We start from the raw sequence: 25,263 nt of genomic DNA, 5'->3' as shown, positions 1-25,263 counted from the left end.
GCGTGATTGGCTCGACTTGCCTTCCCATCCGATCACGCCCGTCCATTCGGTGTTCGATACGTGATGACAAGCCGGAAAGCTGGGCATATCTTCCGGATTGGCCGATAATCGGCACATCGTGTCTGGAGTTTTCGGGGGCTTTCGCTTGGCAGGGATATCGACAAGCCGCATGGCTCTTGCCCTGTGTCTGCTGACCGCAGCCTTCGGCGCGGCGCAAGCCGAAGAGCCCGCCGGGAAAAAAGCCGCCTGCGCCTATAGCCATGATGTCGCGCCGGACCTGTGCATCAATGCAGGCAGTTACAATAATGATCTTTGCCATGCCATTGAGGTGCTCGCCGCCCGCCATGCCGTTCCGCCGGATTATTTCGCCCGGCTGATCTGGCGGGAAAGCCTGTTCCGGCCCAATGCGGTCAGTCCGAAGGGGGCGGAGGGCATCGCCCAGTTCATGCCGGGAACGGCCCGGTTGCGCGGACTCGAAGACAGTTTCAACATCATCGCCGCGCTTGAGGCGTCTTCCCGTTATCTCTCCGAATTGAATGTGCAGTTCGGCAATTTCGGCCTTGCCGCCGCAGCTTACAATGCGGGGGAGGCGGGCTTGCGAAACTTCATCGCCAACGGCCGCCTGCCCACCGAAACCCGCGATTATGTGTTTGCGATCACCGGTTATCCGGTGGAGACATGGAAGGACAATCCGCCAGAAAAGGCGGCGCCGGCGCTGGATGACAACCGTTCCTTCCTCGATGCCTGCGTGCGTCTCGCCGACACCCGCACCATGAACGATCCCGTTCTCATTGCATCGGCCGACTGGGCGCCCTGGGGCGTGCAGCTTGCGGCGCATTATAATCCGGCCGTGGCCAACCGGCTTTTCACCCGGGCGATCCTGCAGCTTTCGGAGCCGCTGAATGCCGAGCGGGCTTTGATCGTGCGCCAGCGGGGCGGAAATTTCGGTTCGCGGCCGCGTTATGCCGCCCGCATCGGCCGGGAGACCAGAGCCGAAGCGAATGCGCTTTGTGGCGATATCCGGCGCGCTGGCGTTCCCTGCACCGTGTTCCGCAACAGGTGAAAACGGCGCGCGCCGGACCAGTAAATCGTCTTCCCGCGACAGGGCTGGTCATAACAAGTTGATCGGCTTTACGGCCGTTCCATCTTTCCGTGCAAAATGATCGTGCCTAGATTTGCCCCCGGACGCCGGCCGAGAACCGCGGCCGGCGAGGTTTTGTAGGGAATGATCTGGAAATGAGATGGCTTGAAAGAGGATGTCTGGCGACCGTGCTGGTCGTCGTTGCGGCGTGCACCAGCGCCGGCGAGACGGAGATTTCCCGCACTGTCGCCGGTTTCGTGGGGCAACCGCGCGAGGCCGCAATCGCCCGACTCGGCCGCCCGAACAAGGTCATCATCGAGAACGGCGACACCGAATCCTACTGGCTGAAAGTCGATAGGGAGACCTATGCCGGTCTCAGCAACAGGCGCGAAGTCAAGACCGTAGACGGGCAGGCGCAGGTCTCGGAAACCGAGGGCATGAAGATCAAGGAGCATCGCCGCGACTGCATCATCAAGATAACCGCAGATGCCGCCTCCATCATCAGGACAAGCGAGATCATCGGCAATCCGGCCAATTGCGAGAACCTTCTCGACAGCCAGGCCTCCTGAGGAACTGCTGTCGCGGCCGCTCCGCTTCCCGAAGCCTCAAAGCTCCATCTTGATCGTCAGCATATATTCGGTGCCCTTCGCCCGGTCGCGCGTGCGGGAGACTTCGAGCGTGACCTTATCCATCTTGTGCCCAAGGGTTTCCTTGATCGTTCCTCCCGGCGTATCCTCGCGCCGGAACGAGGTGTCGCCGTAACCGACGCCGATTTTGCGGGTAATGGCGTTTTCCGTGTAGGTTCTTCCGAACATGGCGGAAGCCTGGCCGCTGCGCACCGTCGTTTCGAAACCGCGGGATTCGAGGTCGCGATAGGCCGAGGCGGCAATCGAATTGTCCGAGCTGCTATAGCTGCCGCCGGCGCTTATTCTGGCGAGGCGATGGCCGTCATGTTCCAGGGAAAAATTGCCATCGGCCGAAGGTCCGAAACGACCGCCGTTCATGGCATCCTTATAGGTGAAGCGGAAGCGGCCGCTGCGTGCGTCCACCTGATAATTATAGGAGGCGTCGCCGCTGCGGATCTGGATGCCCGGCGCCGGTTCGCTGCCGAGGATCGGCGAAACCTTGTCCGCGAACTGGAACAGGGGTTTGGTGACCTCTTCGAATTCCGACGTCGACAATGCCAGCGGCTTGCCATCCGGGTCGAACTTCCCGACCGCCAGGCAAGGGCGCTGGTTGATGATGCTCTTCAGGGCAAAGACCGTGCAATTGTCGCTTGTCGTGCCGGCAATCGCGGCGTGCACGGAATTGCGCAGGGTGTAACTGCCGCAGCAGGAGAAGGCTTCATTGTCGGGGCTCGCATCGCGCGTATAGCCCGTAAAGACAATGCCGCTTGCCCCGTTGGTAAGGCCTGCATTGGCGAAATGCGGCCCGCTTTGCAGCGGAAACAGTTTTAGCCGGCTCTGGTCAGCGAGCGTTTTCGGGTTGGAAGGCGATGGAAGCGGCATTCTTCTTCTCTCCTGAAACACGGGAACGGTGCGCTTTTTTTACCATCGTAAATTGAAGCCGCAACCCTTAACTGTACCCCGTGAGATATGCCGTTTCTGTGGATGAGAGCGACCGCTGTTGTTACTGTGAGCCTGTGCGCATATGTTGGGATACTCAATCTTGATTTCCGGGCAAGGCGGACAGGCGCATAATGACCTCCCAGTTGGATTTTTTCGCACCCGCGGCAGCGCGGCTTCCGCAGGCTGAAAGAGGGCGAAAAGCCGGTGGTCGCGAAACGGCCCAAAAGACCGGTACGGACGATGAGGCCCTTGCCGCATATCTTCAATCCACCGGCAATTATCGTGTCCTGCGCCGGCTGCAGCCGCGCGCGGTCGTCGATCAGCCAAGGCCGGAATTTGCCCGTCAGGGTGTGATCCTCGATACGGAAACGACGGGTCTCGACCATCGCACCGATGAGATCATCGAAATCGGCGTCATCACCTTCACATTCGACGATAACGCCACAATCGGCGATGTCACCGGCATTTATGGCGGGTTGCGGCAGCCAGGTATCGCCATTCCCGAAGAAATCACCCGTCTGACCGGGATCACCGACGAGATGGTCGCGGGACAGTCGATAGACATGGACCGGCTGACCTCCCTCGTTGCCCATGCCGATCTGATCATCGCCCACAATGCCGGTTTCGACCGTCCCTTTTGCGAGGCCTTCTCGCCGATCTTCCGCGACAAGGCATGGGCCTGCTCCGTTTCGGAAATAGACTGGCGCACGCGTGGTTTCGAGGGCAACAAGCTCGGTTATCTGATCGGCCAATCCGGCTATTTCCACGATGGCCATCGCGCGGTGGACGATTGTTTCGCGCTGCTGGAAGTGCTGGAGCAGACGCGCCCCGGCCAGAGCAGCACGCCCTTTGCCGAACTCCATGACGCGAGCCGGCGCTCAAGGGTGCGCCTCTACGCGGAAAACAGCCCGTTCGACATGAAGGATCATCTGAAAAAGCGCGGCTATCGCTGGTCGGACGGCTCCGATGGCCGGCCGAAATCCTGGTGGGTGGAGCTGCCGGAGGAAAAGCTCGAAGAGGAGCTGCATTTCCTGCGGACCGAAATCTACCGCTGGGACGCCGATCCGACGGTCAAATATCTCACCGCTTTCGACCGGTTCAGGGCCGGGTGAAGCGCGGGGCATTTTGGGCTTTCAGATTGCATACAATTTCTGCAATGAATCGAAAACAATCGCTGTAAAATTGGGCAGGTCCGCGCACGGGTCTCCGAAGCGCAAAAAAATATCATTTTACATCAATGGCTAAGCCGATTGGCACGCCTCCTGCATGACAAAGACGTCGCAGGAGAGTGTTTATGAGCAAAGCCGCAGCAATCGACATCGCGTCCGTATCCAAGATTTACGGCAACACCACCGCCGTGCATGCGATAAGCCTCAAGATTCCCGCCGGGAGCTATTGCTGCCTGCTTGGCCCGTCGGGCTGCGGCAAGACCTCGACATTGCGGATGATTGCCGGCCACGAAAGCATATCCAACGGCGATGTCCGGCTAGGCAATACAGTCGTCACCGATCTGCCGCCCGCCCGGCGCGGCACGGCGATGATGTTCCAGTCCTATGCGCTGTTTCCGCATCTCGATCTCGTCGACAATGTCGCTTTCAGCCTCAAGATGAAGGGCGTGGACAAGGAAACCCGCCGGGCGAAGGCGCTCGAAATGCTGCGGCTGATGCAGCTCGAACCCTATGCCAGCCGCCGGCCGGCCCAGCTTTCCGGCGGCCAGCAACAGCGCGTGGCGCTGGCGCGTGCGCTGATTACCGATCCCGAGGCGCTGCTGCTGGACGAGCCGCTTTCGGCGCTCGATCCGTTTCTCAAGATGCGCATGCGCGCCGAGCTGAAGAAGCTTCAGACCTCGCTCGGCATCACCTTCGTCCACGTCACCCACAGCCAGGAAGAGGCCATGGCGCTGGCCGATATCATCGTCGTCATGAATGACGGCCGCATCGAACAGGCCGCCACCCCGCGCGAGGTGTTCGAGCGTCCCGCCACCGCCTTCGTTGCCCGCTTCATGGGCGACCACAATGTCATTTCCGGGCGTTACCGGGAAAAAACGGATGATTTCGTCACGCTCGAAGTGGCGGGCGGCGGCACTTTTACGGCAAGCGGCGTCGCCCCGGATGACGGCGCGGTCGATATCGCCGTGCGCACCGACCGCGTGCGCGTCGGCGAGGCGGATCAGCCGGGCCTCGGTTTCACCGGCATCGTCTCGAATGTCGAATATCGCGGCGCAAGCGTGAAGATCGCCGTCACCGGCGCTGGCATCGAGGATTTCAACGTCATCCTCAGCGATGCCGCCTTTTTCGAAAATCCGGTCAAGGCCGGTGATGCCATACCGCTTTCATGGAATGCGGCCGATGCCATCGTGCTCGGCCGGGTAGAGAAGTGACCCAAAAATAACCAGAGGAGAACTTTGAAATGACCGATACCACCAACAGCAAAAAGGGCCTGTCCCGCCGCGGCCTCCTGAAGGCGGGCGCTGCCGCCACGGGTGCGGCGATCGGCTCCGGCCTCATCACCGGCTTCCCGACCATCTGGGCGCAGAACCCGATCACCATCCGCCAGTTCGGCACCGGCGTGTCGAACCTCAACGCCATTGCCGAAAAGTGCAAGGCCGATCTCGGCATCACGCTCGAAATGACGGCAACGGATTCGGATGCTGCCGCCCAGCGCGCCGTCACCCAGCCGAATTCCTACGATATCGCCGATATCGAATACTGGATCCTGAAGAAGGTCTATCCGGCCGGCGTTATCCAGCCGATGGAAATCAAGAAGCTGAAATATTACGACAAGATCGTGCCGCTGTTCAAAAACGGCAAGCTGAAGCCGGACAGCGTCGTGGCGCAGGGCACGGCCCCGCACACCGTCGGTTTCGTCGAAAAGCCCGGCGACAAGAAGTTCGCCAAGGGCGAGACCGATTTTTTCACCATGGTTCCGACCATCTACAATGCCGATACGCTCGGCATTCGCCCCGATCTCGTCGGCCGCGATATCTCCAGCTGGGCCGATATCATGGACCCGAAGTTCAAGGGCAAGACCTCCATTCTCAACATCCCCTCCATCGGCATCATGGATGCGGCGATGATCATGGAAGCCATGGGCAACATCAAATATGCCGACAAGGGCAACATGACCAAGGAGGAGATCGACAAGACCATCGACTTCCTCATCAAGGCCAAGAAGGACGGCCAGTTCCGCGCCTTCTGGAAGAGCTTCGACGAAAGCGTCAACCTCATGGCCTCGGGCGAAGTCATCATCCAGTCCATGTGGTCGCCCGCCGTTGCGGCGGTCCGTTCCAAGGGCATCGCCTGCAAATACCAGCCGCTGAAGGAAGGCTATCGTTCCTGGGGCGGCGGTCTTGGCCTTGCGAAGCATCTTTCGGGCGCGAAACGCGATGCGGCCTATGAATATATCAACTGGTACACTTCCGGCTGGGTCGGCGCTTACCTCAACCGTCAGGGCTATTATTCCGCCGCCATGGAAACGGCCAAGGAACACATGAGCGCCGACGAGTGGGGCTACTGGGTCGAAGGCAAGCCGGCGCAGGGCGATATCATCGCGCCCGACGGCAAGGTCATGGAAAAGGCCGGCGCGGTGCGCGATGGCGGCTCCTTCGAGGAGCGCATGGGCAAGGTCGCGTGCTGGAACTCCGTTATGGATGAAGACCGCTACATGGTTCGCCGCTGGAACGAATTCATCGCGGCCTGATGTCCTGAAAAGACGGCGCCGGCGGCCAATGCCGCCGGTTCCTGCCCATAAACAGCGAAAGGCTTCATGATGGTGACGGTCAGACTCATCGGCGTCAGCGACAAAAAGGACACGCCGCCCCGCAGTTTCGCGCTGCCGCAAAAGCTCGTCTCCTATGTCCAAGCTGCCCCGCTTTTCCTGATCCTCGGCTTTTTCCTGGCTCTGCCGATCCTCATGATCGCCGTCGTCAGCTTCTGGGATTACGATTTCGCCCAGATGTATCCGGATTTCGTGACGTTCAACTATCTGGAAACGCTCGGCTCCTGGGTCACATGGCAGACCTATCTTAACACCCTGAAATATGCCGCCATGGTCTGGGTGATCACGCTGTTCTGCGGTTTCTGGATCGCCTATTTCCTCGCCTTCCACATCCGCACCACCACCATGCAGATGGTGCTCTTCCTCGTCTGCACCGTGCCCTTCCTGACGTCGAATATCATCCGCATGATTTCCTGGATTCCGGTGCTTGGGCGAAACGGCCTCGTCAACAGCGCATTGATCGGCACCGGCATCATTCCCGAGCCGATCGAATGGCTGCTTTATTCGGATTTCGCCGTGGTGCTGGCCATGGTGCATCTTTATACGCTGTTCATGGTCACGCCGATCTTCAACACGCTGATGCGCATCGATAAATCGCTGATCGAGGCGGCGCGTGACGCCGGGGCGACGGGATGGCAGACGCTCACCAACGTCATCATTCCGCTTGCCAAGCCCGGCATGGCCATCGGCAGCATCTTCGTCGTGACGCTGGTCATGGCGGATTTCTCCACGGTTCAGGTCATGTCCGGCGGCCAGAGCGCCTCGGTGGCGCTGATGATGAAGAACCAGATGTCGCTGCTGCAATATCCGGCCGCCGCTGCGAACGCCGTCATCCTGCTCATCCTCGTTCTTCTGATGGTCGCGGGCATCCTGCGCATCGTCGATATCCGCAAGGAGCTTTGATCCAATGCATCAGGAAAAACGCGGCCGCCAATTCTACATCCTCGCCTTCTTTTTCGCCCTCTTCGTGCTGTTTCTTTACGGTCCGCTGTCGGCCATCCTCATCCTCGCCTTTCAGGGGCCGAATGGCGGGCTGACTTTCCCGCTGAACGGCGTTTCGCTGCACTGGTTCGGCAATCTCTTCGAACAGCAGGCCGTCGGCGATTTCGGCGGCTCCTTCCGCCGCTCCTTCGCTCTTGGCCTGATGGTCATGGCCGTTACCGTGCTGGTCTCGCTGCTGGCGGGCCTTGCCTTCCGGCGCAAATTCATCGGGGCGACGCCGTTGTTCTATCTGTCGGTCGCAAGCCTCGTGGTGCCGTCGATCATCATTTCGCTCGGCATCGGCGTTCTGTTCCAGCAGCTCGGGCTGGAGCCGTCATGGTATACATCGGCCTTCGGCGCGCATCTCACCTGGACGCTGCCTTTCGGCGTGCTCATCATGCTGGCCGTCTTCAACCGCTTTTCGCCGTCCTATGAGGAAGCGGCCCGGGATCTCGGCGCATCCTCCTGGCAGACCTTCGCCCATGTGGTGCTGCCGATGATCGCGCCGAGCCTGATCGGCGTCGGCCTCTTCGGCTTCACGCTTTCTTATGACGAGTTTGCCCGCACATTGATGACGTCAGGCACCTACAACACGCTGCCGCTGGAAATCTACGGCATGACCACCAATGTCACGACGCCGGTGCTTTATGCGCTCGGTGCTGTTACAACCCTGTTTTCCTTCCTGGTGATCGCGGCCACGCTCGGCCTGATCGTCACGCTCAATCGCCGCCATTCACGCGGATAAAGAAACGTAAAATGCGCATTCTCGTCATCAATCCCAACACAACGCAATCCATGACCGCGACCATCGCCGACGCCGCGACGCGGATAGCTGGCCGCGATACGGACATAATGGCCGTAACCTCTTCCATGGGGCCTGTCTCCATCGAAGGTTATTACGACGAGGTTTTCGCCGTGCCCGGCCTGCTGCTGGAGCTGGCAAAGGCGCCGGCGCTTGGAGCCGACGCGGCGATCATCGCCTGTTTCGACGATACCGGGCTCGATGCCGCCCGGGCTCTCGCCGATATTCCCGTTATCGGCATCTGCGAGGCGGCGGTCTCCGCCACCGCCTTCATCGCCCAGAAATTCACCATCGTCACGACGATGGAACGCTCGCGGCTGCCGTTGGAACACCTTGTCCACCGTTATGGCATGTCCGCCCGCTGCAATGTGCGCGCCGCCGATATTCCGGTTTTGTCGCTGGAAGATCCCGCCTCGAACGCCCGTGAAAGGCTGCGCGCGGAAATCTCGCTGGCCCTGAAAGAGGACAGGGCGGAGGCGATCGTGCTCGGTTGCGCCGGCATGGCGGACCTTGCCGCCGAACTGCGCGATGAGTTCGGCGTGCCGGTCGTCGATGGCGTCGCCGCGGCCGTCAAGCAGGCGGAATCGCTGGTGTCCATGGGGTTGTCCACCGCCAAGCGCGGCGCTTATGCCACCCCGCTTGCCAAGCCCTATCGCGGATTGCTGGAGCCATTCCGGCCGGACAGGCTCTCCGGGGCATCGGCAGACGGCGGAGACGGTCTCACCGCTTCCGCCCATAAAACGACGAAGGCGAGCTGATAGGCCAGATCGCGCTGGACGTTCTGCAATGCGAGATCGCTCAGAACTATTCTGGGTCCGTTTCTTTGCAAGATGTTCAAACGCTCGGCCCTGGCGAGTATGGCCGTTACATGAGCGCGACTGACCCCATAGGCGCGCGCCGTCGCCTTGCGGGAGAACACGCAACCCGTCGCATCGCACGCGTCTGTCTTCGCGGCGGACAGCAGGTCCAACAGGATCAGGAAACCAGGCGCATGCCCAAGGAACATCCGCATTTCCTCTGAGAGACAAGGCAAATCCTGCGCGTGCCGCAGAAACCAGCTCACACCGTCGATCAGCGCGCCCGTTCCGATGGCTTCCTCCGCAGGCGTCTCCGTCGCCGGGAGGGTTTGCCATGGCGAGGCCGCGACGCAATAGGTGCTGGCAAGCGTCTCGATTGCCGAAATAATCCAGCCATTTAGCGACCATGGCCGCTCACGGTTGTCGCCGCCGGGTGGGTGACGCTGCGCGGTATTTTCCAGTTCCAGCCAGTCGATCAAGGCGCGTGTCCTGCGGCTGGATGCCCAGCCGGGTGGAACGACGACGGCCTGAACCGCCGCCAGCGTAAATTGCCCGCCATGGACCGATGCGATGCCCACGGCGCACATGACGGTGGCGAATGCGCCGAAGTCTCCGAGTGCACGGACGAGGCGCTGCTCCTGTTTGAAGGCGTTCGATAGGTGGGTGCAAAGATAGGCGACGGCATCACCAAAGGCATCGTCGTTCAGGATTCGGTTCGCAAGTAGGTCCAGCCTCTCTCGAAGCATGTCCGGCCGAGGCCGGGCGAAGTCCCTCCTCGGGTGCGTCTTTGAAGCTGGGGCGCCTGCTTTTCCGGATACCTTTCTCCCGTGGTTTTTTGCGCATCGCTACTTTATGGCGAATTCGAAAACGTGAGTTCTGTTCGCTGACAACGGCCGTGCAGGGCAGTCGTGACAGCCGGAAGGTTCCCCTCCGTAAGATGCGTGCATTTTGTTGCACTCCCCCGAGGCCCCGTTGAGCGGTATTAAAAAATACTCTCATAAATTGAATGTTAAGGGGCGCGTAAAAATGTGTTCCCTTTTGAAACGGTTTGCGGGAGTAACGCTGACAATAGCGTTATATGCTGTTTTTATTGCATAATTTAATGAAGCGTCGGATGTGGAATCTTTCGTCCATTTTCCCGGAATGCAATCTTTGATGGTTGCTTTTTAGGTCTTGACGACGTTGCAGACGATGCGTCCGAAAGCGCCTGATATCCGAATGTTACTGCCATGTCTCCGGCACGGTCGGCAGCGATGCCGGGCGGCGCATGGAGCCCGTCATGCCTTTTATTCATCCCCAATTCTCCAGAGGAGGTTAAAATGATGCAACTTAAACACGTTGTTTTTGCCGGCCTTGCGGCCTTCGCAATGCAATTCGATATCCCGTCCATGGGCCAGCCGGCCATTGCGAACGCGGCCACCCTCACCGTCGAGCAGACGGCGGCTTTCAAGTCGAAACTGGAACAGGCGGAAGCGAGCCGCGAGCTGCTCGGCCGCCGATCCGTGTGCCTGATGGACCATCTGACGGCGCAACAGCAGCTCAGCGCCGACCGCGAGAAGGCGCTGGGGGAGGCCATGTACCTGCAGATCGAGCTGGAGCGGCAGGTGGTGCAGTCCGAAACCAGCGTGAAGGGCTATGAGGAGCTGGTTCAGTCCGAAAACGAGAACGTCAAGGCGCGCCAGGCCACCTTCGAAAAAGCCCGGAAGGAAAGGGACGAGCAGGCCAAGCGAGTAAAAATATGCAGCGGCGTCCTCTTCTTCCTGCCGGGAATTTGCCAGGCCGGTGACGCCGCGGTGAAGGCGCTGGGCTGGATGAATGATGCGGAGCGGGAATACCGGACCGCGCAGCCACGGCTGGACAATGCCCGGGCGGCTCTTGAAGGCGTTCGCAACCAGCTCGAAAACAATCGCCGCCAGCTTGCGGCGGCACAGCAGAGCCACGCGGAAAACCAGAAGGCGGTGAAAACTCTGGAGGAGCAGATCACCAGGCTCAAAGCGGCGATCTCCACCATCAACGTCAAGGTTCAAGACTTCAACATTCAGGTCGGCAACTTCACCAGCGCACTGAAGGAAGCGAGCGAGGTCAATCCTGACGACGCGAAAATACGTCAGGTTACGCGGCTGTCCGCCGAGATCGACGGCCTGACCAAAGACGTGCCGCAGTTCATTTCCTCCACCGAGGCCGGACTGCCGGACGACGCGAAGAAACAATGCGGATCGTGAACGATCACTCCCCCAAAAAAATGACTCTCCGTAACCACCCATCAACAGGAGCATGAAAATGAACAATGTCGTGACTTTCGAAAGCCGGACCGCCCAGATCAACAGCGCAATCGATGCCGGCGTCGATGCGATCGTTTCGCAACCGAATTTCAGCCTTCCCAAGTCTGATACGGCGCTTGTCCGGTCTTATGTCGATAAGATCCAGGGAACCTATGATGTCGAGCGCGCCAAGCGCGACACCGACAATGCGATCGATCTGCTTTACATCGCCTATAACACCACGCCGCAGGAAAACGGCGATATTCGCGTCCGCATCAGCGCTATCATGAACAGGCTGATTACGTCGCAGCAGAAAAGCGAAATAGTCATGAAGAACGCGATGGAGGCGGCTACCCGCATCGGCCTGTCCATCGCGGATCTTTTCCCGGACTGGCTCGATGTCAGGGAAGAAAACGATCAGGCCGAAATCAAGGCATTTGTCTCCAACGATCTGATAAAGCTCGCAACGAATATCCGGGATAGGGCGCTCAGCGTTCGAGACGAGCTTCTTGCTCTTGCTGCGACCTATGACGCCATCATCAGGGACACGGCGCAAACCACGGATATGAGCGAAACGGCCTTGAGCAAACGCCTCGCCGATAAAGCCGTGATGGAACGGGAAATCCGCGAGGCGGACGCACGGCGGGAACAGCTTGAATCGCTTGTCAACGATCTCAAGGAACAGGTTGCGACATTCGAAAAGAAGGCCCGGGAATATGAGCAGCGGGCCAATACGGCCGAGCAGCGTGCTTTTGTCATGTCGATCGTCCGCGTCGGCGCGCAGATGATTTCAAGCGCAATTCCCGCCATCGCCATGGTGGCGGGCGGTCCTGCCTCCATGCTGGCCTCGTCGGTTGGCGGCGCGCTTTCGGGACAGTCCAAGGCCGGGCAGGATGCAGACGGGCAGGGGCAGGGCGGCGGCTCCCGCACCCCGTCAGGCGGCGGAAGCAAGGCCGATGCGGCCGCCAAGCAGAGCGAGCTTTCCGAAAAGAAAGCCGAGCTTCGCAAGAGCGAGGAAAAACGCGACGCTCTGAAGGGGGATGTCAAGTCGCTCGAGGACGCCAAGGCGAAGCTTGCGCAGGACGCGGAGAGCGCGGACCCCAAATCGAGCAAGGCCATCGAGCTTGCCGAACTCGACAAACGTCTGGCAGCACGTGCCGCGGAACTCAAGGCGCAGGAAGAAAAGATCGCCGCTCAGCAAACGGTTATTTCCAGCCTGCAGGCTTCGCTCGATGCTTTGGACAAGGGGCTGGGCAAGCTCTCCGAAGAGCAGCAGCAACAGGCGGCCAGCCTGCGCGAAATCCAGATGCAGATGATCGACAAGGCGGAGGCCTATGAGAAGGAACGCCGTACCCAGGCGGCCGAGCTCATCAGGATCAATGCCCTGCTGAAGGGAAAGCAGGCCGAGGATGACAAGATCAAGCTTGCGGTGCAATCGCTCAACGTCAGCATTTCCGCGCTGAAACGCATGAAGGAAATCGTTGAAGAAATCGCCTTCTTCTTCAAAGGCTTCGCCGATTTCATGCAGGCGGTTGCAGATGATGCACAGCGTCAGATCACCGGCATCGAAAATGTCGCCGGGCAGGAGACGCTGCGAAAGAACCGCTTTGCGCAGCTCATCCGCTCCGTCGACGAGTTCTTCGTCAGGCAAACCGCCCAGTGGCACGCGGTGGTGATCGTCTCCGACCGCTTCAACCGCAGCTTTGCCGAAGGATGGTCGAAGCTCAACAAGTTGCAGGGCGGATATATCGACAGTGCCAATCTGCCGGCCTATCTGGCGGGTGTCGCGGAGAAGCTCTCAGCCATCGTCGCCGAACGCGAGGCTGCCGCGGACGCAAAAATCGCGTCGTTGCAGGCCTATCGTCAGGACCTCAGCAAAACTGCCTGATCCCTTAAGAGCCTGTCGCTCCTGTCCCGGCCCGACAGGAAGCGTCTCCATGATCCCGGCCGAACACGTCCCCTCGGGCATGGGATCATGGGCAATGTCCTGCCGGCGCAGATGCCGGCAGGACGGCCAACACCACCCAGACCTCAACACCCGGCAGATGTAATCAACGACGGGCATCCGGCTGTAACCCGTACCCCGTCATTTTCAACAAGGAGAAGACCATGCCAACAGTCAAAAACCCTCCCGCCCTGGTGCCCCAGCTAACCCCCGCCTGGTGCTTTGCCGCCGTCGAACAGATGGTGCGGGCCTATTATGGACTTCCCGCGGCGACGCAATACGTCATTGCAAGGCGCAACACCGCAGCACTCGCCACCGTCGATCCCGAGGTTCGCGAGCGCTGGGAACTGGCGGAGGTTCTGGATCAAACCGGCGGCATCAATGAACAGGCCGGCGCCAACCAGAACAGCAATATCGTCCAGCTGGTTTCCAGCCAGTGGAACGCCTTCGATCACGAAACGACCGGCGGCCACTTCGTCAATGGCCTGACGGCCGATATCGTCAGACACGAGATCGATAACAACCGCGTCTTCGTGATCGGAACGGAGTACCACTATTACCTCGTCTATGGCTACACCGTGAATGGCAAGGATCTGGAACTTCATATCCTCGATCCATGGCCAGCCGGGCAGGGCGGTGCCAGAACGCGGCTCGGCCTGCAGGCGTTTTTGGCCATGCCGGCCCGCGTCGCCATCACCTTCGGCTAAGCCGCAAAGCCGAACACCGGCCGCATTTCCATCTATTGCCGGATTTATCCGGCGCCCAATCAACCACAGATCCCACCATGCTATCCTGCACGCCAACGTCCGGGAACAGGTGGTCCATGTCCAAAAGGAGATACACATGCCACTTCTTGGCAATTTCGTCGTCAAGCATATCCGGCCCTTCGGTGAAGCAGGATATAATGCTTTCGGCAATGATCAAACCATCGAGTTCCTCTCAAGTCTCGGGCTCAGCGGCGGGGATATCGCGAATATTTTCGCCGCCTGGCGCCTGGCGGCCCTGGCCGATCCCGTCGGCGAGAGCAATCTTCTCGTTGCGGCAGCGAATGGGCTGGCGCAGGCGCGATGGGAATATCTCTATGAGACCCAGATGAGCACTGTCCTGTTCCTCGACGATGTCCAGCTTGAATCGCTCAGCCACCTCGCGCCGGGCGCCAACCAAAACTTCTCATGGCGATCCCCAACCCCCATCGCCGCCGCGGTGACCATCCACAACGGCAGCAACCGGCATCACATCATCTGGGATGCGACGGGCTTTTCCGGCGGCACCGATGAAAATGGCTGGATTTCGCACTTCACCGCATTGTTGCCCACCGAGCGATAGGCCCTTCGCCGGATAATCGCCAAACGACGCCGGGAAGTTTGCTAACTTTCCGGCGTCGCCACTGCCAGCCTCTTCATATCCCTGTCGTAATAGTGTCTGATACCGAAATCGTTTTGAGGCCGATAGTGTTGACGAACAGTCGTTGCACGCAGGGAGTTCTTTCGTGAAGTCGTCAACACAGGCAATGCCCACTGAAGCTGACAGCCACAAACAGGGAACGCCCAACGAAGTTTTCGCAGCTTTCCTGAAGCTTGGCGTCACCTCCTTCGGCGGCCCCATCGCGCATCTCGGTTATTTTCGCGATGAACTGGTCGTGCGGCGCAAATGGATCGACGAGGCCGGTTATGCCGATCTTGTGGCGCTGTGCCAGTTTCTTCCCGGCCCGGCCTCCAGCCAGGTGGGGTTTGCGCTCGGGCTGCTGCGGGCAGGCCCGCTCGGTGCGCTGGCGGCCTGGACGGCCTTTACCCTGCCATCCGCCATTCTCCTGTTTTTCTTCGCCATGGTCGCCGCCTCCATCGAAGGGCCAGTCGGCACCGGCCTCCTGCATGGGCTGAAAATCGTCGCCGTCGCCGTCGTGGCGCAGGCGGTCTGGGGCATGGCAAAAGGCCTTGCGCCGGATCGTGAGCGGGCCAGCATCGCGCTTGCCGGCATCGTCTGCGTCGTGTTTGTCGCCGGCGCCTTCGGGCAGATCCTGGCGCTTGCCGTCGGCGCGCTCGCCGGGCTTGCCTTGTGTCGCGCCGATGCCGCGCGGCAGGCCACCCATCTCGCCTTCCGGGTGCCAAAAAGTGCGGGATACATTGCGCTCGCCACCTTTGCCCTGCTTCTTGGCCTCCTGCCGCTGCTTGCGGCGGTCGCGGCGTCACAGGGCCTCTCCTTGTTCGATGCCTTTTATCGCGCCGGCGCGTTGGTTTTCGGTGGCGGGCACGTGGTGCTCCCGCTGCTGCAATCGGAAGTCGTCGCCACGGGCTGGGTTACGGAAGATGCCTTCATCGCCGGATATGGCGCAACCCAGGCCGTGCCCGGCCCGCTCTTCACCTTCGCCGCCTATCTCGGTGCGGTGGCAGGGCCACAGCCCAACGGCGTTGCAGGTGCGGCTATCGCCCTTGTCGCGATCTTCCTGCCCGGCATGTTGCTACTCGTCGGCGCGCTGCCCTTCTGGGAAGGGTTCCGCAAGCACCTTTTGGCGCAGGCTGCCATGCGCGGCGCAAATGCCGCTGTCGTCGGCATTTTGGGCGCAGCGCTTTATGATCCGGTCTGGACAAGCGCCATCTTCACCCCGAAGGATTTCACCCTGGCGCTCACTGGCTTCATCCTGTTGACGATCTGGAAAAGCCCGCCATGGGCCGTGGTGGTCCTCTGCGCGGCCGGCGGCGTTCTGCTCGCCCTGGCATAGGCCTTATTCCGCAGAGCCTATGCTATTGAACATCCAGTCGGAAAAGGCCTGCATGGCGGGTGTCGGCGGTTTCGATTGCAGCCGGGTCAGCCAATAGCTTCCGAGCGAAATGGTAACCGGAAAAGGCTGGATGATCGCGCCGGAGGCGAGATGCCGCGAAAACATCGATGGCGGCGCCAGCGCCACGCCCAGCCCCTGCAGGGCGGCCTCCATCATGCCCAGAGACGTATCGAAAACAATGCCGGCATTCACCTGCGCGGCGGGCGTCACGCCGGCCGCGGCAAACCAGTTGCTCCATTCATCGGCCCTGTAGCTGCGCAGCAGCGTCGCTTCCATCAGATCAGCGGGCGTTTTCAGTGTCTCTGCCAGTTTCGGCGTGCAGAGCGGGGAGAGAGGCGCCTCGAATAACCGAAAGGCATCCGTGCCATGCCAGGAGCCCTGGCCGAAACGAATGGCGAAATCCAGCCCTTCAGCCGCCATATCCACCCGGTTATTATTGGTGGAAACCCTGACATCGATGAAGGGATGCTGCTTCTGAAACGCCTTCAGCCGGGGCAGCAGCCAGCCCACGGCAAAGGTTCCCACAACACCCAGAAACAGCAGTTCGCGCACCTGACCGGCCTCGATCCGGTCGAGCGTCGTCGCCATCTGGTCGAAGGAACTTGTCACCGTCGGCAGCAGGGCCTCGCCTTCGGCGGTAATCTTCAGGCCGCGCGGAAGCCGCTGAAAAAGCGAAACGCCAAGTCGCTTTTCCAGCCCTTTCACCTGCTGGCTCACAGCCGCCTGCGTCACACATAATTCGATGGCCGCGCGGGTGAAGCTCAGGTGCCGCGCCGATGCCTCAAAAGCCCGTAAGCCGTTCAGGGGAAGAAATTGCCGAACCATTCGAGACCTAGATTTTCTTGTGTCTTCTCCGAGATATCATGATTTGTTCGTGCAATGTAGGCCGGTTAAACGTCTTTCGCTGGGAACGGCCCACGGGCTGAAAATCCACCCTAGGTTTTGGAGAACGCGAAAGATGAAACTTAATCGCAGACATATCGCACTGGCCACTTTGCTTTCGACGGGCCTGTTCACGCAGGCGCTCGCCGCCGATGATGCGAAGCTGAAAGCGATAACGGATGCAGCGATCAAACCGGTCATGGAGAAAAACGGCATTCCGGGCCTTGCCGTTGGTATCAGTGTCGATGGCGAAAGCCACATCTTCACCTATGGCGTCATGTCCAAAAGCTCGGGCCAGCAGGTGACGGCGCAGACGCTTTTCGAACTCGGCTCCATCTCCAAGACTTTCACGGTCACCCTCAGCACCTATGCCGAAATGAATGGCCGGCTTTCGCTCTCGAGCAAGGTGGAAAATTATCTTCCCTCCATGAAAGGCAAGCCCTTCGGTGATGTCACGCTGATGCAACTCGGCACCCACACCGCCGGCGGCTTTCCGTTGCAGGTGCCGGATAACGTCAAGACGGAGCAGCAGTTGCTGGCCTATCTCAAGGCCTGGAAACCCTCATACAAGCCCGGAACACACAGAACTTATGCCAATCCCAGCATCGGAATGCTCGGATACATCACCGCAAAGGCCATGGGCCAAAGCTTCGATGACGCCATGAAAGATACGCTCTTTCCCGCTCTGGGCTTGAAGAACACCTTTACCGTGGTGCCTGAGGCAAAGATGGCCGATTACGCGCAGGGCTATAAGCGAACGGGCGAGCCCGCCCGCGTGACACCCGCCGTTCTCTCTTCGGAAGCCTACGGCGTCAAATCGACAGCGGAGGATATGATCCGTTTCGTCAATGCGAATATGGGACTGGAAAAGCTGGACGGAAAAATCCAGCAGGCGCTCACCAACACCCATACGGGATATTTCAGCGTCGGCGCAATGACGCAGGACATGGTCTGGGAGCAATATACCCATCCCGCACCGCTGAAGACATTGCGAGAGCTGAATTCCGGTGCCCTGCTCAAGACTGTTCCGGTCTCCGAAATCTCGCCGCCCATGAAGCCGCGCCAGGATGTCTTCATCAACAAGACCGGCTCCACCAATGGTTTTGGCGCTTATGTGGCGTTCATACCAAAGCAGAAATTGGGCATCGTCATTCTGGCCAATAAAAACTACCCCAATGAGGAGCGGGTTTCGGCGGCCTATGAGATTCTGACGGCGCTTGAAAAAGCGCGCTAATACCGTCGATCTGGTATCATTTTACCGGCGCGGGAGCTGATTGTTCCGCGCCGGAATGCGTAACGGTGGGAAACGGTCCGTTGCCGATGACAGGTGCAGCCGATCGCGCTAACGGAGAAAAGATGCATCGGCTGCCGATTCGATCTCCGGAGGCGGGCGCAAATCATAAAAAGCAAATCTTTTGCACGGCGACGAACTGAAACCGGAAAACCCGGGAAGCGCGTGCCGGCTGTTTCCTGGGGGGCGACATGAGTGATACCGGTGGTTATTTTCCGCGCTGGCGACTGAAAACCGAAGGGCGCATCCTGCCCGATGAGCGTCTGCCTGCGGGGCAGACGGCGGTGCTCGGTCTTCAGCATGTCGTGGCGATGTTCGGATCGACGGTTCTTGCACCATTGATCATGGGGTTTGATCCGAACGTCTCTATCCTGTTTTCGGGCATCTCGACACTGATTTTCTTCATCGCCGTTGGCGGACGTGTCCCGAGCTATCTTGGCTCTTCCTTTGCGTTCATCGGACCGGTGCTCGTGGCAACGGGTGCGGCCGCGGGCGCGGCGAGCCCTGATATCGCGCTGGCGCTCGGCGGCATCATCGCCGCAGGTGTGCTTTATGCCCTGATCGGCGTCATCGTCATGATCGCCGGCCATGACTGGATCGAAAAGCTGATGCCGCCGGTTCTGACCGGCGCGATCGTTGCGGCAATCGGTCTCGTTCTCGCACCCATTGCGATTGCAAGCGCTTCCGGCTCCGGCCCGGGCAATCCCGACGGCGACCAGCTGTCGCGCTGGATTGCGATCCTGACTGTCACATCGGTCGGCGCGATTGCTGTCTATGCGCCCGGCATGGCGCGCCGCTTGCCCATTCTTCTCGGCGGCGCGATTGCCTATATCGCTTATCTCGTGGTGGCGAACGGCCTCGGTCTCGGCAAACCGGTCGATTTTGCAGGCGTTGCGGCCGCATCGTGGTTCGGTCTGCCGACATTCACCGCGCCGGTATTTTCCGGCTCCGCGATTGCGCTGATTGCTCCGGTCGTCGTCATTCTCGTGGCGGAAAATCTCGGGCATATCAAGGCGATAGGCGCGATGACCGGGCAGAACCTCGATCGTTATCTCGGTCGCGCCTTTATCGGTGACGGCATTGCGACGATGTTCTCAGGCGCCTTCGGTGGAACCGGCATGACGACCTATGCCGAAAACATGGGTGTCATGGCGATAACCCGCATTTTCTCGACGCTCGTCTTCGTCGTAGCTGCACTGGTGGCCATCATTCTCGGCTTTTCGCCGAAATTCGGTGCGCTCATTCAGACCATCCCCGGACCGGTCATCGGCGGCCTTTCCGTCGTGGTCTTCGGCCTCATCGCGGCGACAGCTGGGCGGATCTGGGTTGAAAACAGGGTCGATTTTTCCGAGCCGCGCAACCTCATCACCGTGGGTATCGCGCTGGTGCTGGGCGCCGGCAACTTCAAGCTCAATGTCGCGGGCTTCACGCTCGATGGCATCGGCACGGCAACAATCGGAGCGATTGCCTTTTACCACCTGCTGGGCCTTGGCAGACGGGCGTCGGGCAAGTGATGCCTGCCACCTGAACATCCACCATGTTTGGAAGCAGCATCGGTTTTCCCGGTGCTGCCGTGTTGCCATCTTCGCCGCATCTGATCCTGACGACAGGCGTGAGGCGGACGCCTGCCTGCCGGTTATTCGATCGTCGCGTAGTCCATGGCTCTGAGATCGTCGAGCAGGCCCGGTCCAGTGGGTATCCAGCCGAGTTTCTCCCGGGTGAGCGCGCTGGAGGCCGTAAGATCCATGGCGGCGAACAGGGCAAACCAGCCGAAATGGCCGGCGGCGTCCTCTTTGCCTATGGAAACGAGCGGCAGCCCAAGCCTCTCGGCAACTATCCCGGCAATATCGCGCACCACAACGCCTTCTTCCGCCACGGCATTATAGCGAGCACCCCGCTCCGCCCGAAGGAGCGCCATCACGTAGAGCTTCGCCACATCGTCCACATGCCCGGCTGACCAGCGATTGCCGCCGTCCTCGACATAAGCGACAATGCCTTTTTCGCGCGACATCTCGATATAGGGCGAGATGAGGCCCTGTTTTACCGTGTCATGCACCTGCGGGAGCCGGACGACGCCGAGATTGACGCCCGCCTGCAATTGCTCCTGGCCCGCGAGTTCCGAGGCGATGCGCGGATTGAAATGATGCGTATCGAACACATCCTCCCGGGCGGGTTCGCCATTGCCGGGGTCACCCATGCCGACCCCTGAGGTGATGAGCATCGGCCTGTCGGAACCAGCCAATACGGCACCGAGCGCCGCGATCACCCGGCGATCCTTTTCGCAATTGGCGGCGAAATTCGCGAAATCATGGTCGAAAGCCGTATGGATGACGGCATCGGCAGTCTCTGCACCCCCGGCGAGTCTGGCCGCATCTTCCAGCGTTGCGATGTGGGCGGAAGCTCCAGCGGCCTGCAGCGCTTTTGCGCCGGCCTCCGAGCGGGTGAGGCCGACTACCTCATGGCCGTCGATGAGCAGTTCACGAAGAATCCGGGAGCCGATGAACCCGGTGGCACCTGTCAGAAAAACACGCATACAAAATCTCCCGCGTTGACGGGGAGGGTGATCTCATGAAGAATTGTCCTGTTAAAGTAGTGACTTTATCATGGTATAATTCTCAACAGGCTGCGGCGAGAAATGTAATGACGGAGAATGCACTTAGCACCTTCCTGCGTGATCGCCGCCTGCGGCTTGATCCTGCAACGTTTGGTTTTCCCATCGGCCGCCGCCGCACACCGGGTCTGCGCCGGGAGGAGGTCGCCCAGCGTGCCAACATAAGTCCGACCTGGTATACGTGGCTGGAGCAGGGTCGCGGCGGTTCGCCCTCGGCGGATGTGCTGGATCGTATCGCCAAAGGACTGATGCTGACCGATCCTGAGCGCGACCACCTGCATATATTGGCCTTCGGACATCTGCCCGAGCAGCGTTATCGTCAGCCCGAGACGATAACGCCCCGTCTTCAGGGCGTGCTTGACGCGTTGCCCTTCAGCCCCGCGATCATCAGAACGGCGACATGGGACGTCCTGGCATGGAACCGGGCCGCCGCCGTCATCCTCACGGATTACAGCAAACTGGCGAGGGAGAACCGCAACATTCTGCGTCTGATTTTCTCCGATGATCGGGTGCGCACTGCCCAGGAGGACTGGCGCAATGTCGCCCGCTACGTGGTCGGCGCGTTCCGGGCAGATGCCGCGCGCGCCGGCGCTGGCGCCGGCATCCAGCAACTTGTCGATGAGCTCTCGGCCGCCAGCCCCGAATTCAAGGCCATGTGGGATGACAACGAGGTCACAAGCATGCACGAGGGCCTCAAGCGCCTACACCATCCGGTTCTGGGAACAATCGAACTGGAGTTTTCATGCTTTGCGGTGGAGGGACGCTCGGATCTCAACATGATGGTCTATAATCCCGCCAACCCTGAAATGAGCGAGCGATTTCGCGCCCTGATCGCAAAATCCGGATGACCCCCTGCGCTTAGCCGTAGGCACAAGTCGCGGACAACAATGACGCCGGGCGGACCTGATTTTGACCCGTCTTCAGATCGCGGTCTCGGCAAGCCTCCGGCCATAGGCGGCGATTGACTTGCCCACCGGCAGGCGGGTTTTCTGATATCGTGAAAGGGCTGCAGGCAGGTCGTCCGTCTGTCGCAGGGCGTCGCGTAGTGCCATTGCGTCGCCTGCGGCCTTGGAAACGCCCATTGCGGTGTGAGGGCGAACCACAAAGGCGGAATCCCCGACCAGCGCCATATGTGGCGACACCATCTGTTCAGCCTCATAGTCAAAAATGCCCTGGATCGATGGGGTTTCCTCGGCTTCGACCGCAAGAGCCAGTTGCGGCGGCAGAAGGGAAAACGCGTCGCTGCGCAGTTGCTCGCGGCGCTGTTCGGCCAGCTCACCTCGGGGGAGCGAATGCTCGAAATGCCTGCCGTCGCGGCCGGCGAAGGTGCGGGGCAGCTCGTCAGCCGGTGTGGGGCGATACCATACCCAGTTGTAACGGCGCTGTCCCTGTTGTGTCTCACCCTTTGGGCCCGGCACGAGGTAACCCAAAACATGAATGCCGGGTGCGATATAAAAAGCGAAGCGGTCGAGCAGCAGGGATGCATCGGCCGGCAATTTGGTTTCCAGGATCAGTCCGCGCCAGGCGACGTAACCCGCAAAGGCGTTTTCTGAATGACGATTAACCGCCTTGCGTATGACCGAACCCAGGCCATCCGCGCCGATCACCAGATCGGCGCGGTCTTCCGTGCCGTCGGTGAAGGATAGTGTCACTCCATCAGGGCCTTCCCGAACCGCGTTGATATGGTGTCCGAGACGATAGGTATCGGCGAGGAGGCGGGAGGATACGCTCTCGAAGAGATAGTCCCATGAAATCTGCATCTGCGGCGTCTTCTGGCGCTGGGCGACGTGGCCGCCGGCGTCGAGGTAGATGCGCTCCTTTGCAACCACACCGACATGGGAGACGTCTTCGCAGCCGATCTGGTCTAGAACCTCGAATAATTCCTGCTGTGGCACCAGTCCTGCACCACGCCCTGCGAGGCCGGATGCAGAGCGTTCGTAGACTTTCACATCGTGCCCGTCCTGCTGAAGCAATGTCGCCGTGAAGAGACCGGCAAGCGAGCCGCCGGCGATCCGGATCGTCAATGGTTTCATGGCTGTTCCTGACTTTCGATACTGGTTTTGCGTTGCGTCCTGTCTTGGAAGACCTGCGGATCGGGTATGCCGAAACGCCGGTCAAAGTGTGGGCAGGATGTTCAGCCCGGCATGATCGCCGGCTGGTTTGCGGGAAACTTCGCCACATCCTCGATGCTGACGTTGAGATGCTGGGCCACGAGCGCCGGCGGGGTGTGGGTCAGCCAGGACGACAGGCTGACCTCCTGGTATTCGGCGGTCTTGAAGACCGCGACGAATTGCAGGTCGGTCTTGCCGGTATTTTCGATGATGTGGCCCTGGCTCCTCTTCACGTAGCCAATGTCGCCAGCACGGAAATCCGCGGTCTGGCTGCGTGGCCCCGCGTCGAACACGGTCATTCGGCCTTCACCCTTGATCCAGTATTGCCATTCGTCCGCGTTGGGGTGCCAGTGCATTTCGCGCACCCCGCCGGGCTTGATCGTTTCGATGGCGGCGGCGATGGTTTTGGACACGGTAAAGGCGCTGCTGTCGGCGAGACGAATGACGCCGGCAGCGTTTTCCTTCAGTGGTTTTGATGCCGCGAGTTTATAGGTGAACGGGAACGGCGGAAGCCCCGCGCCGGCAACGGCTTCCTGATCCCGGGAGAGCGGTCCAGGCTCCTTGCCCTGGAATATCCAGAGGTTCTGCAGTGGAATGTTCCGGAACACGTCCGGCACGACGCCGAAATTCTTTGCCAGCAGCTCGGGCGAGGTGTGCGCCAACCAGTCGGTGAGAAGCAGGGTGCCATATTCGGACTGGTCGCCTTCGTCGAACACGATGACGAATTCGCAACCGTCGGGACCAAGTCCCTGCAGCGAATGGGGGTAGCCGGCCGGAAAATACCAGAGATCACCGGCCTCCACATCCTGCACATAAGCGCGGCCCTGCGTATCGAGCACCGTGATGCGGCAACGCCCGTTGGTCATGATCGCCCATTCTGCGGCGCGGTGCCAGTGCATCTCACGAATGCCGCCCGGTCCGAGCCGCATGTTGACGCCGGACACGGCATCCGAAATCGCGAAGTCCGACTTGGTCACCTGACGTGCCCAGCCGCCATTCTGGATACGTTTGGCGGCGTTGTTGAACGAACCCCAGAAAAGCTGCATGTCGCCAACATCGGTCGCCGGTGGGCTCTGGAAAGACGGAAACTGGTTGTTGATCGCAGGGTTCTTCGGGCCGGGATCGCTGAGGCCGGCGGCATTGGCATTAATTGCTCCCTCGGCGGGCTGATCGGGATTGCCGAAAGATGCTGCTCCGGCCGCGCTGGCGGCAAGGGCGGTGCCGCCGACGGCGCCGATTGCGAGGACTGCGCGTCTGGTCAACGTTTCCATTTCAGAACTCCTTGTTCATAGCGAGTTGGGACGAGGTGTCGATTGTGTGGGTCTGTGATGCGAGTTGGAGCAAGGCGATGCGGTCGATCAGCTCGGCATTGAAGAGGCGGTGTTGGAGCTGACAGAAGGCTTTTGGATCCAGCGTGTCGTGCCGGTCCGTTTTTCGGGCGGCGCGCATGGCGACGCAGGATGTGTCGTCGGTGGCCGCTACAGTCTCTTTGCCTTCGGTTGCATCGCCGGCAGACGCGACAGGCGCGGAATGTCCGTAAGGCCTGTCGATCGTCTGCGGTGTGAGGATGCGGAAGGCGCTGGCTGATGCGACGTCTTCGGAGGCCGCGAGCGCCGGCTCGCTATCCCTGATCAGGAGTACATTTCCTCCGAACAAGGCGACCGCACCCAGAACCAACATTGCTGCGACTTTGAGGTGACGCCGTCTTTGCGCGTCGGCATTCTTGCTGATGGAGGTCATGCCCTGCTCCTGAAATGGGTGGTGGTGTCGTCGGGAGCGTCCGGAAGGGAGGCGCTTGACTGGAGCAAAGGTTACGGCGGAGAGGCGGGGCCGGCATCTATACAGAGGTCTAGTTCGTATAGCGGAACGTCTTGGCGGCGAAACAATCCAGGAAATGGCGCTCGCCCAACGACAACGCATGCCCGGACGCACGCGTCGGAGCATGAAATAGCGATGGATTTCACTCGGGAAAGATTGTCGTCAGGATTGCGCGTTGAGCACGGATTGCAGGCATCCGATCAGACTGACGATATTGACTGGCTTGCCGAGAAAGGCCAATGCGCCGCCGTTCAAAGCCGCGTTCCGGGTGCGCTCATCCTGATAGGAGGTGACGAAGATCATGGGCGGATGGTCGCCGCGCCGGTTCAGCTCGCTCTGCAACTCGATGCCGGAAAGACCGGGCATTTTCACGTCCACGACGATGCAGTCGATGCCCGCCTGCTGCTTCGATTCCAGGAATTCTTCGGCAGAAGCAAACAGGCGGCATTCGTAACCAAAGGACATGATCAGATCATCCATGGCTTCGCGAATGGCGGGATCGTCGTCGACGACAGCAATGACGGGAACGGGGGGCAATGAAAGCGACCTTTTCTGTTTT

At 60.2% G+C, this 25,263-nt stretch carries 24 protein-coding genes; 16 read left to right on the top strand and 8 right to left on the bottom strand.

The genetic code is table 11. The features are described from left to right. Positions 1-169 precede the first annotated feature (169 nt). Positions 170-1,063, top strand: a complete 894-nt coding sequence (locus tag RAC79_RS22405; RefSeq protein WP_174039798.1) for a transglycosylase SLT domain-containing protein — start codon at positions 170-172, stop codon at positions 1,061-1,063. A gap of 173 nt (positions 1,064-1,236) precedes the next feature. Continuing rightward, positions 1,237-1,650, top strand: a complete 414-nt coding sequence (locus RAC79_RS22400) for a hypothetical protein (RefSeq protein ID WP_174039797.1) — start codon at positions 1,237-1,239, stop codon at positions 1,648-1,650. 36 nt (positions 1,651-1,686) lie between these two features. Here the strand turns inward: RAC79_RS22400 and RAC79_RS22395 are convergent, their stop codons facing one another. Beyond that, positions 1,687-2,589 (bottom strand): hypothetical protein, encoded by a 903-nt coding sequence (locus tag RAC79_RS22395; protein WP_080857150.1) that lies wholly within the window; start codon positions 2,587-2,589, stop codon positions 1,687-1,689. A 191-nt stretch (positions 2,590-2,780) separates the two neighbouring features. On the opposite strand from RAC79_RS22395, the gene RAC79_RS22390 reads away from it, so the two are divergent. The 6 genes from RAC79_RS22390 to RAC79_RS22365 all read left to right on the top strand — a co-directional run bounded on the left by RAC79_RS22390 (position 2,781) and on the right by RAC79_RS22365 (position 8,967). Continuing rightward, positions 2,781-3,761 (top strand): 3'-5' exonuclease, encoded by a 981-nt coding sequence (locus tag RAC79_RS22390; protein WP_174039796.1) that lies wholly within the window; start codon positions 2,781-2,783, stop codon positions 3,759-3,761. Positions 3,762-3,943: 182 nt separating this feature from the next. Then, on the top strand, positions 3,944-5,029 hold the full coding sequence (locus tag RAC79_RS22385) for an ABC transporter ATP-binding protein (protein WP_174039795.1): 1,086 nt from the start codon (positions 3,944-3,946) through the stop codon (positions 5,027-5,029). Between the two features lie 29 nt (positions 5,030-5,058). Beyond that, positions 5,059-6,348 carry a PotD/PotF family extracellular solute-binding protein gene (locus tag RAC79_RS22380; RefSeq protein ID WP_374997553.1) on the top strand — a complete coding sequence of 430 codons (1,290 nt, stop codon included), beginning with the start codon at positions 5,059-5,061 and terminating at the stop codon, positions 6,346-6,348. A gap of 69 nt (positions 6,349-6,417) precedes the next feature. Further along, complete coding sequence (locus RAC79_RS22375) at positions 6,418-7,329, top strand: ABC transporter permease (protein ID WP_125146407.1); 912 nt, start codon at positions 6,418-6,420, stop codon at positions 7,327-7,329. Positions 7,330-7,333: 4 nt separating this feature from the next. Next, on the top strand, positions 7,334-8,152 hold the full coding sequence (locus tag RAC79_RS22370) for an ABC transporter permease (protein ID WP_374997552.1): 819 nt from the start codon (positions 7,334-7,336) through the stop codon (positions 8,150-8,152). A gap of 11 nt (positions 8,153-8,163) precedes the next feature. Further along, positions 8,164-8,967, top strand: a complete 804-nt coding sequence (locus RAC79_RS22365) for an aspartate/glutamate racemase family protein (protein ID WP_374997551.1) — start codon at positions 8,164-8,166, stop codon at positions 8,965-8,967. On the opposite strand, the gene RAC79_RS22360 is transcribed toward RAC79_RS22365, so the two are convergent. Continuing rightward, the gene (locus RAC79_RS22360) at positions 8,859-9,752 is read right to left on the bottom strand and encodes a hypothetical protein (protein ID WP_374997550.1); all 894 of its coding nucleotides are present in this window, start codon (positions 9,750-9,752) and stop codon (positions 8,859-8,861) included. The two genes, RAC79_RS22365 and RAC79_RS22360, sit on opposite strands and share 109 nt — an antisense overlap. A 573-nt stretch (positions 9,753-10,325) precedes the next feature. Here RAC79_RS22360 and RAC79_RS22355 point away from each other — a divergent pair. The 5 genes from RAC79_RS22355 to chrA all read left to right on the top strand — a co-directional run bounded on the left by RAC79_RS22355 (position 10,326) and on the right by chrA (position 15,931). Continuing rightward, positions 10,326-11,228 carry a hypothetical protein gene (locus tag RAC79_RS22355; protein WP_374997549.1) on the top strand — a complete coding sequence of 301 codons (903 nt, stop codon included), beginning with the start codon at positions 10,326-10,328 and terminating at the stop codon, positions 11,226-11,228. Between the two features lie 58 nt (positions 11,229-11,286). Continuing rightward, positions 11,287-13,155 carry a tyrosyl-tRNA deacylase gene (locus RAC79_RS22350; protein ID WP_374997548.1) on the top strand — a complete coding sequence of 623 codons (1,869 nt, stop codon included), beginning with the start codon at positions 11,287-11,289 and terminating at the stop codon, positions 13,153-13,155. Positions 13,156-13,376: 221 nt separating this feature from the next. Continuing rightward, positions 13,377-13,919, top strand: a complete 543-nt coding sequence (locus tag RAC79_RS22345; RefSeq protein ID WP_374997547.1) for a hypothetical protein — start codon at positions 13,377-13,379, stop codon at positions 13,917-13,919. A gap of 136 nt (positions 13,920-14,055) precedes the next feature. Next, positions 14,056-14,538: a hypothetical protein gene (locus tag RAC79_RS22340; protein ID WP_065656048.1), complete on the top strand. Its 483-nt coding sequence runs from the start codon at positions 14,056-14,058 to the stop codon at positions 14,536-14,538. A gap of 184 nt (positions 14,539-14,722) precedes the next feature. Continuing rightward, the gene (chrA, locus tag RAC79_RS22335; RefSeq protein ID WP_142844624.1) at positions 14,723-15,931 is read left to right on the top strand and encodes a chromate efflux transporter; all 1,209 of its coding nucleotides are present in this window, start codon (positions 14,723-14,725) and stop codon (positions 15,929-15,931) included. A 3-nt stretch (positions 15,932-15,934) separates the two neighbouring features. Here chrA and gcvA read toward each other — a convergent pair whose 3' ends face one another. Next, a complete protein-coding gene (gcvA, locus tag RAC79_RS22330; RefSeq protein ID WP_142844508.1) occupies positions 15,935-16,816 on the bottom strand; it encodes a transcriptional regulator GcvA in 882 nt (293 codons plus the stop codon). Positions 16,817-16,949: 133 nt separating this feature from the next. Between gcvA and ampC the strand changes: the two genes are divergently transcribed. Then, positions 16,950-18,107 (top strand): class C beta-lactamase, encoded by a 1,158-nt coding sequence (gene ampC / locus RAC79_RS22325; RefSeq protein WP_374997546.1) that lies wholly within the window; start codon positions 16,950-16,952, stop codon positions 18,105-18,107. A 248-nt stretch (positions 18,108-18,355) separates the two neighbouring features. Beyond that, positions 18,356-19,678: a solute carrier family 23 protein gene (locus tag RAC79_RS22320; protein WP_078053583.1), complete on the top strand. Its 1,323-nt coding sequence runs from the start codon at positions 18,356-18,358 to the stop codon at positions 19,676-19,678. 122 nt (positions 19,679-19,800) lie between these two features. Here the strand turns inward: RAC79_RS22320 and RAC79_RS22315 are convergent, their stop codons facing one another. Further along, on the bottom strand, positions 19,801-20,697 hold the full coding sequence (locus RAC79_RS22315) for an SDR family oxidoreductase (protein WP_220319243.1): 897 nt from the start codon (positions 20,695-20,697) through the stop codon (positions 19,801-19,803). A 107-nt stretch (positions 20,698-20,804) separates the two neighbouring features. On the opposite strand from RAC79_RS22315, the gene RAC79_RS22310 reads away from it, so the two are divergent. Then, the gene (locus RAC79_RS22310) at positions 20,805-21,623 is read left to right on the top strand and encodes a helix-turn-helix transcriptional regulator (RefSeq protein ID WP_142844505.1); all 819 of its coding nucleotides are present in this window, start codon (positions 20,805-20,807) and stop codon (positions 21,621-21,623) included. 72 nt (positions 21,624-21,695) lie between these two features. Here RAC79_RS22310 and RAC79_RS22305 read toward each other — a convergent pair whose 3' ends face one another. From RAC79_RS22305 to RAC79_RS22290, 4 genes are all read right to left on the bottom strand, one after another. Continuing rightward, positions 21,696-22,808 (bottom strand): FAD binding domain-containing protein, encoded by a 1,113-nt coding sequence (locus RAC79_RS22305; RefSeq protein WP_142844504.1) that lies wholly within the window; start codon positions 22,806-22,808, stop codon positions 21,696-21,698. 101 nt (positions 22,809-22,909) lie between these two features. Further along, complete coding sequence (locus tag RAC79_RS22300; protein WP_142844503.1) at positions 22,910-24,157, bottom strand: oxalate decarboxylase family bicupin; 1,248 nt, start codon at positions 24,155-24,157, stop codon at positions 22,910-22,912. A gap of 1 nt (position 24,158) precedes the next feature. Then, on the bottom strand, positions 24,159-24,626 hold the full coding sequence (locus tag RAC79_RS22295) for a hypothetical protein (RefSeq protein WP_065656040.1): 468 nt from the start codon (positions 24,624-24,626) through the stop codon (positions 24,159-24,161). 240 nt (positions 24,627-24,866) lie between these two features. Further along, positions 24,867-25,241 carry a response regulator transcription factor gene (locus RAC79_RS22290; protein ID WP_080820869.1) on the bottom strand — a complete coding sequence of 125 codons (375 nt, stop codon included), beginning with the start codon at positions 25,239-25,241 and terminating at the stop codon, positions 24,867-24,869. Positions 25,242-25,263: the final 22 nt, after the last annotated feature.

This window comes from Agrobacterium sp. LR_9, assembly GCF_041954855.1.
Classification (GTDB): domain Bacteria; phylum Pseudomonadota; class Alphaproteobacteria; order Rhizobiales; family Rhizobiaceae; genus Agrobacterium; species Agrobacterium leguminum.
Note: the sequence above shows the minus strand (reverse complement) of the source record. Positions and strands in the feature narration are given on the sequence as shown.